The 17,439-nt window shown below is 56.8% G+C and carries 18 protein-coding genes; 6 read left to right on the top strand and 12 right to left on the bottom strand.

The annotated features are described in order from the left end of the window. Positions 1 to 27 precede the first annotated feature (27 nt). From MUU47_RS17630 to MUU47_RS17600, 7 genes are all read right to left on the bottom strand, one after another. Positions 28 to 660, bottom strand: coding sequence for an ATP-binding cassette domain-containing protein (locus tag MUU47_RS17630; protein WP_258989464.1), 633 nt, complete (start codon positions 658 to 660; stop codon positions 28 to 30). After that, positions 660 to 2,195 (bottom strand): ABC transporter permease subunit, encoded by a 1,536-nt coding sequence (locus MUU47_RS17625; RefSeq protein ID WP_258989463.1) that lies wholly within the window; start codon positions 2,193 to 2,195, stop codon positions 660 to 662. The genes MUU47_RS17630 and MUU47_RS17625 overlap by 1 nt, the downstream gene beginning before the upstream one ends. After that, positions 2,168 to 3,331, bottom strand: a complete 1,164-nt coding sequence (locus tag MUU47_RS17620) for an ABC transporter substrate-binding protein (protein ID WP_258989462.1) — start codon at positions 3,329 to 3,331, stop codon at positions 2,168 to 2,170. The genes MUU47_RS17625 and MUU47_RS17620 overlap by 28 nt, the downstream gene beginning before the upstream one ends. Beyond that, positions 3,331 to 3,972 (bottom strand): TVP38/TMEM64 family protein, encoded by a 642-nt coding sequence (locus MUU47_RS17615; protein ID WP_258990545.1) that lies wholly within the window; start codon positions 3,970 to 3,972, stop codon positions 3,331 to 3,333. Before MUU47_RS17615 ends, MUU47_RS17620 begins: the two co-directional genes overlap by 1 nt. 349 nt (positions 3,973 to 4,321) lie before the next feature. After that, complete coding sequence (xthA, locus tag MUU47_RS17610) at positions 4,322 to 5,128, bottom strand: exodeoxyribonuclease III (protein ID WP_258989461.1); 807 nt, start codon at positions 5,126 to 5,128, stop codon at positions 4,322 to 4,324. A 222-nt stretch (positions 5,129 to 5,350) separates the two neighbouring features. After that, the gene (locus MUU47_RS17605; RefSeq protein WP_159465852.1) at positions 5,351 to 5,818 is read right to left on the bottom strand and encodes a DUF2846 domain-containing protein; all 468 of its coding nucleotides are present in this window, start codon (positions 5,816 to 5,818) and stop codon (positions 5,351 to 5,353) included. A gap of 318 nt (positions 5,819 to 6,136) precedes the next feature. After that, complete coding sequence (locus MUU47_RS17600; protein ID WP_258989460.1) at positions 6,137 to 6,580, bottom strand: hypothetical protein; 444 nt, start codon at positions 6,578 to 6,580, stop codon at positions 6,137 to 6,139. 441 nt (positions 6,581 to 7,021) lie between these two features. Between MUU47_RS17600 and MUU47_RS17595 the strand changes: the two genes are divergently transcribed. Further along, positions 7,022 to 7,441 carry a GNAT family N-acetyltransferase gene (locus tag MUU47_RS17595; RefSeq protein ID WP_258989459.1) on the top strand — a complete coding sequence of 140 codons (420 nt, stop codon included), beginning with the start codon at positions 7,022 to 7,024 and terminating at the stop codon, positions 7,439 to 7,441. A 78-nt stretch (positions 7,442 to 7,519) separates the two neighbouring features. Here the strand turns inward: MUU47_RS17595 and MUU47_RS17590 are convergent, their stop codons facing one another. From MUU47_RS17590 to MUU47_RS17570, 5 genes are all read right to left on the bottom strand, one after another. Continuing rightward, complete coding sequence (locus MUU47_RS17590) at positions 7,520 to 8,158, bottom strand: glutathione S-transferase family protein (RefSeq protein WP_258989458.1); 639 nt, start codon at positions 8,156 to 8,158, stop codon at positions 7,520 to 7,522. A 327-nt stretch (positions 8,159 to 8,485) separates the two neighbouring features. Continuing rightward, positions 8,486 to 8,833, bottom strand: a complete 348-nt coding sequence (locus MUU47_RS17585; protein ID WP_258989457.1) for a putative T6SS immunity periplasmic lipoprotein — start codon at positions 8,831 to 8,833, stop codon at positions 8,486 to 8,488. Further along, entirely contained in the window at positions 8,830 to 9,300 is a 471-nt protein-coding gene (locus MUU47_RS17580) for a type IV secretion protein Rhs (protein ID WP_258989456.1), read from the bottom strand. The genes MUU47_RS17585 and MUU47_RS17580 overlap by 4 nt, the downstream gene beginning before the upstream one ends. A 181-nt stretch (positions 9,301 to 9,481) precedes the next feature. Further along, positions 9,482 to 10,879: a mercuric reductase gene (locus MUU47_RS17575; protein ID WP_258989455.1), complete on the bottom strand. Its 1,398-nt coding sequence runs from the start codon at positions 10,877 to 10,879 to the stop codon at positions 9,482 to 9,484. A gap of 27 nt (positions 10,880 to 10,906) precedes the next feature. Next, positions 10,907 to 11,032 carry a hypothetical protein gene (locus MUU47_RS17570; protein WP_258989454.1) on the bottom strand — a complete coding sequence of 42 codons (126 nt, stop codon included), beginning with the start codon at positions 11,030 to 11,032 and terminating at the stop codon, positions 10,907 to 10,909. A 309-nt stretch (positions 11,033 to 11,341) separates the two neighbouring features. On the opposite strand from MUU47_RS17570, the gene astC reads away from it, so the two are divergent. From astC to astE, 5 genes are read left to right on the top strand one after another with little or no spacing between them, the layout of a single operon-like run. Continuing rightward, positions 11,342 to 12,562, top strand: a complete 1,221-nt coding sequence (astC, locus tag MUU47_RS17565) for a succinylornithine/acetylornithine transaminase (protein ID WP_258989452.1) — start codon at positions 11,342 to 11,344, stop codon at positions 12,560 to 12,562. Further along, a complete protein-coding gene (gene astA / locus MUU47_RS17560; RefSeq protein WP_258989449.1) occupies positions 12,559 to 13,593 on the top strand; it encodes an arginine N-succinyltransferase in 1,035 nt (344 codons plus the stop codon). The genes astC and astA overlap by 4 nt, the downstream gene beginning before the upstream one ends. Continuing rightward, the gene (gene astD, locus MUU47_RS17555) at positions 13,590 to 15,068 is read left to right on the top strand and encodes a succinylglutamate-semialdehyde dehydrogenase (RefSeq protein ID WP_258989447.1); all 1,479 of its coding nucleotides are present in this window, start codon (positions 13,590 to 13,592) and stop codon (positions 15,066 to 15,068) included. Before astA ends, astD begins: the two co-directional genes overlap by 4 nt. Next, positions 15,065 to 16,390 (top strand): N-succinylarginine dihydrolase, encoded by a 1,326-nt coding sequence (astB, locus tag MUU47_RS17550; RefSeq protein WP_258989446.1) that lies wholly within the window; start codon positions 15,065 to 15,067, stop codon positions 16,388 to 16,390. The genes astD and astB overlap by 4 nt, the downstream gene beginning before the upstream one ends. 10 nt (positions 16,391 to 16,400) lie before the next feature. Then, complete coding sequence (astE, locus tag MUU47_RS17545) at positions 16,401 to 17,360, top strand: succinylglutamate desuccinylase (RefSeq protein WP_258989444.1); 960 nt, start codon at positions 16,401 to 16,403, stop codon at positions 17,358 to 17,360. Positions 17,361 to 17,439 lie beyond the last annotated feature (79 nt).

Genomic DNA, 17,439 nt, shown 5'->3' with positions numbered 1-17,439 from the left:
TTGGGAAAATCCTTGCGCTGGCGCAGTTTAGCCCCAGCTTTCAAGCCGCAGACAGCGGCCATCGGCCGGGATATCGGCCACGTCATGCGTCACCAGGATCACCGGAATATTGCGCTGTTTCACTTCGGCAAATACCCAGGAACGGAAACTGTCGCGAAGCGCGGCATCCAGCCCGCTAAACGGTTCGTCCAGCAACAGCGCGTCGGGCTGCGCTAACAGGGAACGCAGGAGTGCCACCCGCGCTCGCTGCCCACCAGAAAGCGTGGACGGATCGCGTGAATAAAACCCGCTTAAACCTGCACTGTCGAGTGCGGCCTCGGCCAGGGTTCGCCGCTGCTGGCGCGGCACGGAGGCGGGCAACGCTAACAGCAGATTTTGCCCAACGCTTAAATGGTCAAACAGCAGCGCATCCTGAAACAGAATGCCGATGCGCCGCGCTTCGGTGGGCAAGGTGTCACAACGTCGCTCGTTCAGCCACAGTTGGCCGCAAGCCTGAAATGCGCCGTCCAGCGCGCCCACCATCCAGGATAGCAGCGTCGATTTTCCGCTCCCGGACACGCCCATCAACGTCAGGATTTCGCCATTTTGCACCTTAAAATCCACGCCGTTGAGCAACGTTTTGTCGCGATGTGTCATCGTCAGACCATCCACTTTCAGCATTAACGGAGTCCTTGTCGATAATGGCCCAACCCGCGTAACAGCAGGGCGATGAGCAGGAAAAAACAGCCAGGCAGTAGCAGTTGCCATAGCGCCTGAGTGGCGAGCATCGGCGTGCTGCCGCCGCTGCTGAGCGCCACGGCGTCGGTAGTGAGGGTGGTAATGCGCCCGGCCCCGAGCCACAGCGTCGGCAAGTATTGCGCGATGCTGACGGAAAAGCCAACCGCCAGCGCGGCGAGGATCGGGCGCAGCAGCAGCGGGGTTTTCACCTGCCAGAAGCAGCGCCAGCGACGCCAGCCGAGCGTGCGGGCGAGCGTCAGCAGACGCGGGTCGAGTCGTCGCCAGGCGGGCAACAGAATAAACAGCATCCACGGCACTACCCACAGCAAATGCCCCCACAGCACCGTCAGCCATTCGCCGTCCTGCCAGCTTAGCAGCGCCAGCTGATATTGTCCGGCGGCGAGGGGCAGCGCGGGCAGCACCAGCGGCAGCCAAATCCACGTCGTTAAGCGCTGCGGGCCATATTCCAGCCATAGCAAACAGAGAATCAGGCTCAGTAACGATGTGCCCAGCGCCAGCCACAGACTGTTGTTGATACTGTCGATATTCGCCAGTTCGCTGTCGGAAAATAGCACCAGCGTAACCGCGCACAGCACGCCGCTGAGCGGCAGTAGCCAGGCCAGTATTTTACCCGGTAATGCCAGCGGCTGCGGGTGGCGAATACCCTGAAAGTCAGGTGTTCTGGCGCGGAAGGCGTGCCACAGCAGATGGGCGATGAGCACCAGCGCCGCCAGCATCAGCAACAGAAGAAGGCACGCCAGCGAGCCTTGCGCCTGCTGCAAGGCATCCCCCTGAGACAGCCACTGCCAGGCCAGCACCGCCAGCGTCGGCGGGTTGCCGGGCCCGAGGATCAGCGCCACGTCGACGGCAGAGAGAGTCCAGGCGGCGGTCGCCAGCAGCACAATACGTAGCTGCGGCAGCAAACGGGGCAGCACAATCCATGCCACGCATTGCCAGCGGCCGTAACCCTGGCTGCGCAGTGTCAGGCACTGTTCTGCTAATCCTTTTTCACCGGCGAGGGCATATATCGCCCACAGCAAAAACACGCTCTCTTTCACCGCCAGCGTCAGGCCCAGCCCGATCCCGTAGCGGTCAATCGGCGGCGTAATCTGTGGGAACTGGCGGAACACCCAGCCGCCTTCGGCAAACAGCAGTAATGCCGCGCTGGCGAACGCCACATGAGGCAGGGCGAGCAGCAATGGCAGGCGGGCCGCCAGACGTTGCCATTGCTGAGAGGGCCATAACGCCGCCACCACCGATAGCGCGAGGGCGAAGGCACCGATGACGGCGATAAGCGTAGAGATCATCGTCGCCAGTGCCGCCTGCGGAAGCTGCGGGTCGCCCAACAGCGCCTGCCAGTTGGCGAGCGTCAGCGCGGGCATCAGCAGCTGAACGGCAGCGGGCAGCAGGGGCAAATAAATCAGCCCCATCGCCGCCCACAGCAGCGCCGTCAGTGCGTGCCGTAGCGGCGCAGCCATTCCTGCTCCAGCGCGTTAACCCAGGCGGCGTGCGGTTCAGCCAGCACCGGCGGCATTTTTTCCGACTGTGTGGCAGGCCACGGCGTCGGGAGTTTGTTCTTGTCCAGCACCGTCGGGTCGCCCCATACAGCCGGGTCGGCTTTGCGCTGCTGGGCCGCGGGTGACAGTAAGAAGTTCGCCACCACCTGCGCGCCAGCCACCGCACGGGCATTCGCCGGGATTGTCACAAAATGCACGTTGCCGAGCATTCCCTGGCTAAAGCCGAAGCTGTAGCTGTCATGGGGCAGTTCGCCGCTGGCGACTTTTTGGCTGGCGTGCATCGGGTTGAAGGTCAGCGACAGACGCAGCGTGCCGTTGGCCAGCATTGCGTCCATCCGGGCCGGAGAAGCAGGGAAATCGCTGCCGTTACGCCACAGATGTGGGTGCAGTTTATCAAGATACGCCCACAGCGGCGCGGTGACGGCGGCGAAAGTGGCGCCGTTTGGCGGCTGCTTTAACACATCAGGCTGGGTGGTCAGATTCAACAGCAGCTGTTCCAGAAACGCGGTGGCGGTGAAATCCGGCGGACGCGGATAGGTCACGGTGCCAGGGTGCGCAGTGGTGAAATCCAGCAATGCCTGCGGCGATGCGGGCGGTTGCGGCGTCTGGCTGCGGCGGGCGATAAACGTAAGCTGAGCGCTGCCCCACGGGGATTCCGCTCCGTCTGTCGGGATGGAAAAATCCTCCAGCACCGGCTTTTGCAGGTCGACATACTGCCAGTTTGGCAGCCGTGATGCCCAACCGGTCAGGAGTAAATTTGCCTCTTTCAGCGTGCGGAAGTTTTCGCCGTTAACCCACAGCAAATCCACCGAGCCACCGTGCGAACGCCCGGCGCGGGCTTCGGTCTGAATGCGTTTCACCGCATCTGCCGCATCGGCCAGATGCACAATTTTGAGATTAACGCCGTAGTCGCGCTTCACCTCGTCGCTGACCCAGTCGAGATAGCGGTTTACTGCCCGATCCCCGCCCCAGGCGTTGAACCACACAGTTTGTCCGCGAGCCTCGTGTTCGGTTTGCTGCCAGCTTTGGGCCGACATCGCCCACGGGCTGACGGCGAGCAGGGTTATCCATAACAAACGGCGGGAGAGCAGGCGCATTATCGGGACCTCTTTTGGCGTTCAGCGTAGAATTTTTTAGCCATCATCATCAGGATAGCCAGGGCGAACAGGGTCAACAGCCCGGTGACCAGCCAGTACGTACCGCCCGTCAGCCAGCTGCCGACGCAGGAATAGACGACAGTGGCGGGCAGTTGACCGAGCCCGGTTGCCAGCATAAACGTGCGAAACCGCAGCGACGTCAGCCCGGCGGCGTAGCTAATCGGGTCAAATGGCACGAAGGGCAAAAGGCGGCAAATGAGGATCGTGTGTTTTCCGTAGCGATTGAAAAACGCGTCCATGCTGTCGAGCACCGTTTTGCCGGTCAGCTTTTCTACCGCGCCGCGCCCGAGGATCCTGGCGATATAAAAGCATAATGCCGCGCCCGCCATCGCGCTGGTCCACGACAGCACGCCGCCCCAAAAAGCGCCAAACAGCGAGGCGTTGGCGAAGGTAATCAAAAAGGCGGGGAGTGGGGCGACAATGGCCTGCAGGATCATCAAAAAGAAGGAAACGGTGGCGGCCTGCGGGCCCCAGGATTGAATGAAGCGTTCCAGGTCGGCGCTGTCGAGACGAGCAAAGGCCGCGAAGCTGCCATCAACAAAGGCTTTCACGCCAGGGAACAGCAGGTACGCGCCCAGCATTAGACAGACAGCCAGCAACAGCACAGCGCGGGAACGCCAGACGCGCGTCACTGCGGGCCTCGTTCAGCCGTATCGGCAGGCGTAAACAGCGCGGCGAGGCCGCTATGATGAACAACGAAAAGCACAATGCCGGAGAGAAGTAAAAGCAGGAGCAGCTTACATTCTGTCCTTTTCAGGGCTTCTTTGGCATCCGTGTTCTCCGTGGAGTGTGAGGGGCATTCAGGAGGCGGCATTTTACCTTGTGCCCGGCGGGCCACGTCTTTGATATCACGCAAGTAAAGGCGCTACGCGTGGCGATTGTCGAAACAAAAACGCCTGACGTCTGAGATAACGTCAGGCGAAGCAGGGATTATTTCTTAAATGTCGCCCACACCGGCGCGTGGTCAGACGGTTTTTCCATGCTGCGAATTTCGTAGTCGATCCCGGTTTCAATGCAGTGCGGCGCCAGACCCTGGCTCGCTAGCAGCAGGTCGATACGCAGGCCGCGATTGTCATCAAAGCCTTTTGAACGGTAGTCAAACCACGAGAACTGGTCCTGCGTTTCCGGGTTCGCATGACGGAAGGTGTCCACCAGGCCCCAGCCTATCAGGCGATCCATCCACTCGCGCTCTTCCGGCAGGAATGAGCACTTCCCGGTACGCAGCCAGCGTTTGCGGTTGTCTTCACCAATGCCGATGTCCAGATCTGTCGGGCTGATGTTCACGTCGCCCATGATCAGAACCGGGTTCTCCGGCTTCAGTTCGCTGGTGAGGTAATTTTGCAGGTCCTGGTAAAACTTCTGTTTGGCCGGGAATTTGGTTGGATGGTCGCGGCTTTCACCCTGCGGGAAGTAGCCGTTAATCACCGTGACGTTGCCGAATGGGGAAGGGATTTCAGCCATGATGATGCGGCGCTGCGCCTCTTCATCGTCGCCCGGGAAACCGCGACGCACGGAGATCGGCGTCTCTTTGGTCAGCAGCGCCACGCCGTAATGGCCTTTCTGACCGTGATAAAACACGTTGTAGCCGAGCTTCGCGACATCTTCGAGCGGGAACATGTCGTCGTGAACTTTGGTTTCCTGCAGGCCGATAACGTCTGGCTGGTGCTTGTCGACGATGGCTTGTAACTGGTGTGGGCGGGCGCGCAGGCCGTTGATATTAAAAGAAAGAAATTTCATAGTCGCTGCCACTGTGCAAGGTGAATGATGCACGGATGTTAGCAGAATTTCACACCCCGGTCAGGCGCCGTGATTTACTCTCGTTAGGTGAGTGGCCGAATTTACGCGAAAAAGCCCGATAAATGTGGCGGCAACAGATTTTACGCAGCGGACGTATCAGCTGCGCAACAACATCCAGCCGCGAATGCGGGCTGGATGCCAGTAGGCAAAAATTGTAGACGATTAGTTATCGCACTTACCAGGAACAGCTAACTTAACTTCGGGTTTGGAAACCACGCGCATACCTTCGGTCTCCGAAACATTTTCCAGCCCAGCACCGCCGACGAAAACGCCCATTTTAATATATTGACGAACAAAGTAGTTCTTTCCAGGGACCACATTGAGCGTCAGATTATTTGGAGAAAATTCGGATTCTGTACCCAACATATGCGACTGACTGGTTGAGATTTGCTGATAGAAAAAGACTCTGTCGGAAGTTTCTCCAAGGCAGTGTCCATCAAGATAAACATCTTTTTTTAACGCCTTTCCGGCAAAACTGTCTCTGTACACATATAGACCAGCCTTACCGTTTTCTGGCGCAGGGAATGCTTTAGCTGTCGCATTCTCAGCATCACTTGCCAAAGGGACCGAAGCACAACCGCCAAGAAGCATTGAAGAAAGAATTATTGCTGCAAATGTTGTTTTATTCATTATGTTCTCAAAGAGTTAAAAAAATGCGGGAACCAGAATAATCCTATTCACTGTGCGTGTCACTTGGAAACATAACGTAATAAATTGTAAAGGCCGGGTGTAAAATCAGCACTTAGCCTGAAAAATACAGCCCCGCTGGGCAATTCAATAAACGGCTGTACAGTGCAAGAACCTCATTTGACTCTATTCACTGCGGGCCAAAGCGTGGTGAGTCAAAACTGAATTTAAGAAGCTAAATTTAAAACGTGCTCGAGGATACTTACCCTGCAAAAGGGTTGTGCCCACTCGATGCGCTGACACAACCCCTCCGTTATCCCATCAGTGTTCTGCTGACTGACGCTCCCAGCGCGGCGCTTTCATATCTGCCGCGAACATCCATACCAGCTCGCACAATAATGCGCGTAACGTTCTTTCCGCATCAGGCAGCAATGCTTGCTGGGACAGCAACTGCGTCAGCGTCTGGCAGTACTCACACAGCGCCTCGTGATCGGGGTCGCAATAGGGTTGTGGCTCCGGCAGTTTATCGACGGTCAGACGCTCAACCAGATGCGGCGGAATGGCATCGTTCAGCGTCGGGGCAAGCAATGCCAGGCAGCTGCTGAGGCGGCCTAACAGCGCCAGCTTATAAACGTTATCGTCGCTATCGCATTCAATCAGGGTTGCCGCAAAGCGGTCGCAGCAGTCGGCCAGATCGAGAAAATCGGTTGAGGCGCTAAAGGGGATAGTCAGTAAATCGCCGTCTGGGGGAAGAAGGGTAGTCATAGTTTGAACTCCAACAAGTAGTATTTAAATACCGCCAGCGGAGAGGCTAATCTCGCGGGTGGCGGACCAGGAGAGGTTAGCCTTACCGGCCTTGTTGGGAACCGGCGCGTCTTGCGACGCCCTCGCCCGGCCCACCATTGGAGTGCAGCCGTGCGCACGACACAAAAAAGGCGCGAAGCGCCATTGTGTCGCCAACAAGTTTAAATCAGGAGGCTAATCCAGGCACCTGATTTTGCAGATGCCGGGCGAGATTACTGCGAAGGGTGGGGGCGAACAAGTGTGTTTCCGGAGGTTGTTGGTGATAGGGTCTGGTATGAGCGAGGAGCGGAAGTTGGCCGCTGCCAGATGACTAGCGAAGTCATAGCGATACACTTTTTAGATCTCATTTATGTTAGTGTATTGTTAAATTCGAAAAGTAGCCCTCTATCCTGGAATTGGAAAATGCATCAGAAATACGTTTTTGTTAACACAGTTCCATCTGCAGAAGATTTCTGTCGTTTGCGCGTCATATCTGGCTTAACACCTCGTCCCCTGGATGCCGCGGAACGTGCACTTCCTGGAAGTTGTTACGGGGTTCATATTGAGTATGCTGGGCTAATCATCGGGATGGGGCGCATCATCGGTGATGGTGCCCTGAATTTTGAGATTGTCGATATTGCTGTTGACCCGGATCATCAAGGAAACGGTCTCGGGCGAAAGATTATGCAAAATTTAATGTCTTGGTTTGAAAAACATGTGTCACCGGGTGCCTATATTACCCTCATGGCCGACGTTCCCGAATTATATGAAAAATTCGGTTTTAAAAATGTTCGGCCGGCAAGCGAAGGCATGGCATTGGTTTGGGTCGGTAATGACCAATAATCCCTATATTGATTAATATACTGAACTGACAGCACCGTCCGCTCTTGGCACACAATTGCTTGCATCAGACCGGGGCGGCTAAGCGCGAAGCTCTTCATAGGATACGATGACATGCTCTTGGAAAGCAGGTCTCAAGGCTATATTTTCATAATACGAACGTAGTCTGGGCAAAGGTTTTCGGACTACATCTATGTCGTAATAGCGGTATAACACATGACCAAACTGGATGTCGGCCAGAGAGAAATTATCGCCAGCCAGAAAGCTGTGCTTTTCGAGCTGTGCTTCTGCAATTAAAAGGTTTCTCTCTAATTTCACCATCGCTTCTCTGACTGCATTTTCGTCTCGATTTTTCTCCGGAGTCCGGACAACACGCCAGAATACTGGAGCGGTAAAAGCCATCGCGACATTAATTTTTGACCATTCAGCCCATCTATCAACGTTAGCTTTTTTCGTGTCATCAGAAGGCCAGAAGTTTTCTGCTCCGTAGCGATTAGCCAAATAACGGAGAATTGCTCCCGTTTCCCACAGAGGCGGAGCAGAATCATCCTGCAGAACCGGAATGGTCCTGTTTGGGTTAAGCGAATAGAAAGAATCAGTCTCGGTTCCTTTGTACTTATGCCCTAAATCGTGCCTGACATACGGCAATTCCATTTCTCCAACGCACCACATCAAAGCCTGAACATTCGAAGACGTTTTTCGACCCCATACAGTAAGCATCGGGATTCCTTTTAGTTGTGATATTTAGTCCAAATTACCACAGGCTGCGCCGAATTTACTGCCCATTTATTAACATATCGTGACGGTGGTAATGTCTGCTCCTGGCACGCAGCGGACAGATGCTCGGCGATTATGGTCTGCTGAGAGAGCAGCGGAAATGTCGCACTCCCCCCATACGACCGGTACTGGCGTCGACCGGCTGGCTTACGCCATAACTGCTACTCATTACCTCTATAGCGCCCTCACGTCCTGTTAACAGACCGCCGCCGTTCAGATGCATTCCATTTTCATCATAAATAAATAGGCTGGTAAAGACATTGGATTGCCTTATTTGCTTACGACATTCCAGTTGTTGTCTATGAAGAAGTCATAACGATATGGTTTGTTGTTCAGGGTGTAATAAGCCCCGTATTGATAGCCCTTTTTAAGAGCAATGTTGAAGCAGGTGTCGGGGTACGAAAGCGAAACCGGCTTGCGCGAATCGGAGGCCATGATTTCTTTTTCGACGCCTTCATTTGAGGACAGGTAATACGTGGTCAAAACATCATTCTTATCGATGCTGAAACAGACATGCGCATGGTCTACGCTGATCCCGCGTTTCTCAACAATGTTGCCTTTGCCCGGACAGCCCGAAAGCATCATTACCACGGGGACAATCAGTAATACGCGCTTCATTGTGGGAAGCTCCCAAGTACCTTTTTGTACTTCGCAATGAGCAAATGCGCCGGTTCAGACGGGTCGTAGTCGCGATACGCAATACGGGCAGTCGTTTTGTAAAAACCATAATGAACAAGCACCCAATAATCACTCACAATACTGGCCTGTTGCTCGAGGCTGTACTCGAGGAGGGTAGCTTTATCCAGGCTGTAGGTGTAATCCGCAGCCCAGGACATTAATCCCCGCAGACGAACCATCATCCCTCGCTGATGCTGCCAGACGTGCATCATTTCATGCAGGAAAAGATGCTTGTAATACACATCGGCAATGGCGAAATCGGGCTGATAGAGATCAGACCGAAACCACATTTCACCGTTCGGCAACATGGCCTGCAATGTGTTTTGTGTGTTGAAGGGAAGATAGCTTTCTAAATGCACCCACACGTAGTTGTAGTGAATGGTGAAGCCATATAGTGTGCTGGCCATGTTAATTTCGCCAAGCCGCAACCGCCGTAACCCTCCCTCTTTTGTTTCGGGCCACGTTACTGAATTCGGGTAGTACATTCTTAATCCCTCAAGCGTTACTCCAGATAGTCAAATCTACGACGATTAATCACAATAGAGGGAGGGTTATTGCGATAAAAAGCACTTAAAATCAAACTTGTTTCTAGCTCAGCGGTTTAAGCCTTGCCAACACCGTCGGGAAAAATTCCGCTACGGTAGGGTGTACTGGCAGCGCCTGGAGCATCTGGCGGTAGCTGGCGCCTGATGCCATAAAGTTTGAAATCACCGAAATAATTTCATCCCCGCCGATACCGAGAATGGCCGCTCCGAGGAAACGTTCGCTTTGCGCATCAACAATCAGGCGTATCATGCCGTAGGTTTCGCTCTCTTCTTTTGCCCGGCTGACGTCAGCCATTCTGAAATCGGCCACCAGAATCTGTGCCCCTTCTTTCACGCGCTCACGGGCCTGCGCCAGCGTCATGCCCACCCGGCCCAGCGGCGGATCGGTAAACATGGCGTAACTCAGTGCGCGCCTGTCCGCGTCGTGCCATTGCCCGTCGGGCTGCTGGCCGTCAATTTCTGCCAGCACTATCTGGAAATCGTGATAGCTGGTGTGGGTGAACGCGCCGCGCCCGTTGATATCGCCCAGCGCTTTTATGCCTGCGACGTTGGTGTTGAAATGCGCATCGGTGCGAATAAAGCCTCGCGCGTCGGTTTCAATCCCGACGGCCTCGAGATTCAGTCGTTCTGAATTAGGCTGGCGACCCGTGGCGATTAACAGATGGCTGGCGCTGAGTTCATGGCCGTCCGCGAGCTGAACGCTCAGCCCGTCTGCGGCGGGTGCCAGGCTTTTTATGCTGCTGTTGAGATAAAACGTAATCCCTTCATCGCGCAGGAAATCGGCAATCTGCTCACTGACGTCGGCGTCTTCACGCTCGGCAATGCGATCCGCACGGTGAATAATCGACACCTCCGCGCCAAGGCGGCGAAAGATTTGCCCCAGCTCCAGCCCGATATAGCTGGCCCCGAGAATAACCAGATGCTTCGGGCATTCAGTCAGCGCCAGCAGACTGGCGTTATCGAGATATGGCACACTTTCCAGGCCGGGAAGCGACGGGATAAACGCCCGGGTGCCGGTATTGAGATACACCTGCGCGGCAGACAGCGTTTCGCCGTTGACCTCAAGCAGAAAACGCTCGCCGTCGCGCCCGGCAAAACGCGCCCAGCCGTGGATCGTTTCTACGTTGTCGGTGCCTTCCAGCCACAGGACCAGCCCGCTGCGCGAGGTCTCTACCCGGGCGCGCATCCGCGCCATCGCCGCGGAAAAATCAACGCTCACCGGCCCGGTTATCACCCCAAAATCCGCGGCCCGACGCGCCATGTGCGCCACCCGCGCGGATTTGCGCAGGGTTTTGGTCGGCGTGCAGCCGAAGTTGACGCAGGTACCGCCAAACATATTGCCTTCAATCAGCGCGACGTGCTGACCGCGCGCCGCCAGTTCAACCGCCAAAGACGGGGCCGCCTGGCCCGCGCCAATCAGTACCGCATCAAAAATCCGCATAGGGTTCCTCGCCGGGTTGCCAGTGAATTAAACCTCTTGAGCGTAGTGCAGCGGGAGAAGGGCGACAAACAGGGTTCGCCAGGTGCAAACGGAATGGCGGTCTGGCGTTTTAATGACCGATTTATCTTCCAGCGATGCGCCTTTTTGGCGCACGACGCCCCGTTTTGGGGCGGAAATTTACGACAAATGTCGCAGCCCTCACAAATCACGAATTAAGATTTACTAATGCATAATGTTGCTCTTATTAGAGCTTCTAATGGCGCTGAAATCGGTTTCCATTCACTTTATATGCATTAATGGTGAATAGCGATACGTTGTAAGTTATTGATATTTAGTTACCCACTTCCGTTTATGCACTTTTGTCGCTGGCTGGCACGATGCCTGCAATATACATTTACAGCACAAGTGCTCATATTTATTAACATCACAATAACGTTGTGTTTACCGGAAGAAGAGGTTGCTATGTCTCAGTCAGTTACGCGTGCAAATTTTGACGATTGGATGATGCCGGTTTACGCCCCGGCGCCTTTTATTCCGGTACGTGGAGAAGGGTCTCGCCTGTGGGATCAGCAGGGCAAAGAGTACATTGATTTTGCGGGCGGGATCGCGGTGAATGCCCTGGGCCATGCGCATCCGGCGATGATCCGCGCTCTGACCGAACAAGCCGGAAAGTTCTGGCATACCGGCAACGGCTACAGCAACGAACCGGTGTTGAAGCTGGCAAAACAGCTGATTGACGCCACTTTTGCCGACAAAGTGTTTTTCTGTAACTCCGGGGCGGAAGCCAACGAAGCGGCGTTGAAACTGGCGCGTAAATACGCCCACGACAAATTTGGCCCGCAGAAAAGCGGCATTGTGGCCTTCAAAAACGCCTTCCACGGCCGCACGCTGTTTACCGTCAGCGCGGGCGGTCAGCCTTCGTATTCGCAGGATTTCGCGCCGCTGCCGCCGCAAATTCAGCACGCGGTGTATAACGATATCGACTCGGCAAGAGCGCTCATCAACGATGACACCTGCGCGGTGATTGTCGAGCCTGTTCAGGGCGAAGGCGGCGTAGTGCCTGCCACTCCGGCCTTCCTGAAAGCACTGCGCGAACTGTGCGACCGCCATAACGCGCTGCTGATCTTTGACGAAGTGCAAACCGGCGTGGGTCGAACCGGCGAGCTGTACGCCTATATGCATTACGGCGTAACGCCGGACGTGCTGTCGACGGCCAAAGCACTCGGCGGTGGCTTCCCGATTGGCGCGCTGCTGGCCCGCGAGGAATTTTCCCGCGTGATGACCGTCGGCACCCATGGCACCACCTACGGCGGCAACCCGCTGGCCTGCGCAGTCGCCGGAGAAGTGCTCTCTATCATTAATACGCATGACGTGCTGAACGGCGTGAAACAACGCAACCAGTGGTTTACCGAACGCCTGAGCGCCATTAACACCCAGTTTGGTTTATTCGACGATGTGCGCGGCATGGGCCTGCTTATCGGCTGCGTGCTGAAAGCAGAATACGCCGGAAAAGCCAAGCAGATTAGTCAGCTTGCCGCTGAAAACGGGCTGATGGTGCTGATCGCCGGGGCCAATGTGGTGCGCTTTGCCCCGGCGTTGATTATCAGCGAAGCAGAGGTGAAAGCGGGTCTTGACCGTTTCGCCAAAACCTGTGAACGCTTTGTCTCTGAGGTGTCATCATGATGGTTATCCGCCCGGTCGGACGCGAGGATTTGTCCGGCCTGCTGGCGCTTGCAGGGAAAACCGGCGGCGGCCTGACGTCGCTTCCTGCCGATGAAACCACGCTGTCGGCGCGTATCGAACGCTCGATCAACACCTGGAATGGCAGCCTGGAAAAAGGCGAGCAGGGCTACGTTTTTGTGCTGGAGGATACCGCCACCGGTTGCGTGGCGGGGATTTGTGCCATCGAGGTCGCGGTCGGCCTGCATGATTCCTGGTACAACTATCGCGTCGGCACCCAGGTTCATGCGTCGAAAGAGCTGAACGTTTACAACGCATTGCCGACGCTGTTTTTGAGTAACGATCACACTGGCAGCAGCGAACTTTGCACGCTGTTCCTTGACCCGGAATGGCGCAAAGAGGGCAACGGCTACCTGCTGTCGAAATCCCGATTCCTGTTTATGGCCGCCTTCCGTGACCGCTTTAATGACAAAGTGGTGGCGGAGATGCGGGGCGTGATCGACGAGCACGGCTACTCCCCATTTTGGGAAAGCCTCGGCCAACGCTTCTTCTCAATGCCTTTTGCCCGCGCGGACTATCTGTGCGGCACCGGGCAAAAAGCTTTTATCGCCGAGCTGATGCCCAAACATCCGATTTACACGGATTTCCTCTCGCCAGAAGCGCGGGCGGTGATTGGTGAAGTGCATCCGCAAACCGCACCTGCCCGGGCGGTGCTGGAAAAAGAAGGGTTCCGCTATCGTAACTACGTCGATATTTTCGACGGCGGCCCGACGCTGGAGTGTGATATCGACCGGGTGCGCGCAATTCGTAAAAGCCGCCTGATGGAAGTGGGCGAAGGCCAGCCCGCCCCGGGTGAGTTGCCGACTTGTCTGGTGGCCAATGAACAGTATGAGCACTATCGCGCGATGCTGGTGCAGGCTGATCCGCACACCGACAAACTGTTGCTGAGCGCGAAACAGCTCGATGCCCTGAAATGCCACGCGGGCGACCGCGTACGGTTGGTTCGTCTTTGCCCTGAGGAGAAAAAAGCATGAGTTTATGGATCAATGGCGACTGGGTCGTCGGGCGCGCAGAGGCACGCAGCAAAACCAATCCGGTCACGCACGAAGTGGTATGGCAGGGCAATGACGCCGATGGACAACAGGTAACCGAGGCGGTAAAAGCGGCCCGTGCGGCGTTCCCCGGCTGGGCAAAACAGCCGTTCAGCGCACGTCAGCAGATTGCAGAGAAATTTGCCGTGCTGCTGGAAAGCAACAAGGATGCGCTGACTGAGGTTATCGCCCGCGAAACGGGCAAACCGCGCTGGGAAGCGGCGACGGAAATTGGCGCGATGATCAACAAAATTGCCATTTCGGTAAAGGGATACCATAGCCGCACCGGCGAACAGGAAACGCCAATGCCTGACGGCGCGGCGACGCTGCGCCATCGTCCACACGGCGTGCTGGCGGTATTCGGCCCGTATAATTTCCCTGGTCATTTGCCGAACGGGCATATCGTTCCGGCGTTGCTGGCGGGCAATACCGTGGTTTTCAAGCCGAGCGAGTTAACACCGATGAGCGGCGAAGCGGTGGTGAAACTGTGGCAGCAGGCGGGTTTACCGGCGGGGGTGCTGAACCTGATTCAGGGCGGGCGTGCGGTCGGTGAAGCATTAAGTGGGCAGGCCGATCTCGACGGGCTGTTGTTTACCGGCAGTTCGAACACCGGTTTTACGCTGCACCGCCAGTTGGCAGGTCAGCCGCAGAAAATTCTGGCGCTGGAAATGGGCGGTAATAATCCGCTGATCGTCGATGAACCTCAGGATATTGATGCCGCAGTTCACGTGGCGGTGCAATCGGCGTTTATTACCGCCGGACAGCGCTGTACTTGCGCCCGACGGCTGCTGGTGAAACGCGGTGAAGCCGGGGACGCGTTCCTGAAACGTCTGGTGGAGGTCACCCGTCGGATCGTGCCTGACAGCTGGAACGCCGAGCCACAACCGTTTATCGGGGGCCTTATTTCCGAGCAGGCGGCGCAGAATGTGCGTGCCGCCTGGCTGCAGCACGTCGCCAACGGCGGTGTGTCGTTGCTGGAGCCGCGTTTGCTGAAACCCGGCACGTCGTTAGTGACGCCGGGCATTGTAGAAATGACCGAAGTGAAAAACGTGGCGGATGAAGAAGTGTTTGGCCCGCTGCTGTGCGTCTGGCGTTACGACACCTTTGATGAAGCGATTGCCCTGGCGAATAACACCCGCTACGGCCTCTCGTGCGGACTGGTGTCTGCCGAGCGTGAGAAATTTGATCAGCTGCTGCTGGAAGCGCGCGCCGGGATCGTCAACTGGAATAAACCGCTGACCGGCGCGGCGAGCACGGCCCCGTTCGGCGGCGTCGGTGCCTCGGGCAACCATCGTCCGGGCGCATGGTACGCCGCGGATTATTGCGCATGGCCGATGGCAAGCCTGGAATCTCCGGGCTTAAGTCTGCCGGGCACGCTCAATCCGGGCCTCGATTTTTCCGCTGAGGTGAAATCATGAAAGCCTGGGAAGTGAACTTTGACGGGCTGCCAGGGCTGACGCACCACTACGCCGGGCTGTCGTTCGGTAATGAGGCCTCGACGAAGCACCGTTTCCGCGTGTCGAACCCGCAGCTGGCGGCGAAACAGGGCCTGCTAAAGATGAAGGCGCTGGCGGATCTCGGTTTTAAGCAGGCGGTGCTGCCGCCGCAGGAGCGCCCGAACGTGCCGCTGTTGCGCCAGTTGGGCTTCACTGGCAGCGATGAGCAGGTCATCGAAAAAGCGGCGGCCCAATCGCCACAGCTGTTATCCGCCGTGAGTTCGGCTTCGTCGATGTGGGTGGCGAATGCGGCGACGGTATGCCCGTCGGCCGATGCGCTGGATGGCAAAGTGCATCTGACGGTGGCGAATCTCAATAACAAATTCCACCGTGCCAGCGAAGCGCCGACCACCGAAGCAGTGCTGCGGGCGATTTTCAATGATGAGCGGGCGTTTGCCGTTCACGGCGCATTGCCGCAGGTGGCGATGTTTGGCGACGAAGGGGCGGCGAACCATAACCGTCTCGGCGGCGATTACCATCAGCCTGGCCTGCAAATGTTCGTGTACGGGCGAGAAGAGGGTGGCCCGCAGCAGCCACAGCGCTATCCGGCACGCCAGACGCTGGAGGCCAGCCAGGCCGTGGCCCGGCTCAACCAGGTGAATCCACAGCAGATTATTTTTGCTCAGCAGAACCCGGCGGTGATCGACCAGGGCGTGTTCCATAACGATGTGATTGCGGTCAGCAACCGTCAGGTGCTGTTCTGTCATCAACAGGCGTTTTTGAATCAGCCACAATTACTGGCCGACCTGCGTGAGCGCGTGCCAGGCTTTACGCCGGTGGAAGTGCCGACCTCCCGCGTGTCAGTTAACGATGCGGTTTCAACGTATCTGTTTAACAGTCAGCTGCTCAGCAAGCCCGATGGCAGCATGATGCTGGTCCTGCCGCAGGAGTCGCGGGAGCATCAGGGCGTGTGGTCGTATCTGAATGACGTGCTGGCGCAGGACAACCCGATTAACGAACTGAAGGTGTTTGATCTGCGCGAAAGCATGGCCAACGGCGGCGGCCCGGCGTGTTTGCGGCTGCGAGTGGTGCTGAATGAGGCCGAACTTCAGGCTGTGAATCCGTCGGTGCTGATGAACGATTCGCTGTTCGATACGCTGAATACCTGGGTCGACAGATATTATCGCGATCGTCTGACTCAGGCGGATTTGGCTGACCCGCAGCTGTTGCGCGAAGGGCGCGAAGCGCTGGATCAGCTGACGCAAATTCTGGATCTCGGTTCGGTGTATCCGTTCCAGCAGTAAAGGAGGCAGGATGAAGGACTTTCTGGCGCTGACGCTCTCGGGTGATAACCCGGCGCAGACGCGGGGCGAAACGGCGCAGTTTCACTGGCAATGGCACGAGCGCGGCATTCTGGAGCTGACGCCGTTCGCGAGCTGTTCCCGGGCGCTGGTGCTGTCGGCGGGCATTCACGGCAATGAAACCGCGCCGGTAGAAATGGTCGATACGCTGCTGAACGGCCTGTTCAGGGGCGAGATCGTTCTGAGCTGGCGATTATTGCTGGTATTGGGGAATCCTCCGGCGCTGGTGGACAACAAACGTTATCTGCACAGTGATATGAACCGGATGTTCGGTGGGCGCTGGCATGAGTTTGTGCCGTCGCTGGAAACGGCCCGCGCGGCGCGGCTCGAGCACGCGCTGTCCCAGTTCTGGCAACCGCTGGATTCCCTGCGCTGGCATCTCGATATGCACACCGCCATTCGCGGCTCGCATCATGTGCGCTTTGGCGTGCTGCCGATGCGCAAAGAGCCGTGGGACGATACGTTCCTGCACTGGCTTGGCGCGGCAGGGCTGGAGGCGCTGGTGTTCCATCAAAGCCCCGGCGGCACGTTTACCCATTACAGCACCGAGCGCTTTAGCGCGTTCGCCTGCACGCTGGAACTTGGCAAGGCGCTGCCGTTTGGCCACAACGATTTAAGCCAGTTTGCAACCACGCAGGCCGCGCTGACGCAGCTGCTCGGCGGTGAGATAACGTCTGCGCCGCTGCCGCTGAAATATCGCGTTGCGCAGCAAATCACGCGCCACGACGACCGCTTCCAGCTACATATGTCCGCTGAGACCCTGAACTTCACACCTTTCACCGCTGGTGCGCTTCTGGCGGAAGAGGGCGATACGCGCTGGCTGGCGAAACATGACACCGAGTACGTTCTGTTCCCCAATCCGAACGTTGCGCCCGGGCTTCGGGCCGGATTGATGCTGGTACGTGAAGACTGAATCAAATGACAGCGGCGGTGAATTTCCTTCATCGCCGCCTTTTTTATTTGTCAGGCGAAACGTGTTTACAGCGGAAATT

It is taken from the genome of Scandinavium hiltneri, from assembly GCF_024764835.1.
In the GTDB taxonomy this organism is placed as follows: domain Bacteria; phylum Pseudomonadota; class Gammaproteobacteria; order Enterobacterales; family Enterobacteriaceae; genus Scandinavium; species Scandinavium hiltneri.
The sequence above is the reverse complement of the archived record's forward strand: the minus strand, read 5'-3'. Positions and strand labels throughout refer to the sequence as shown.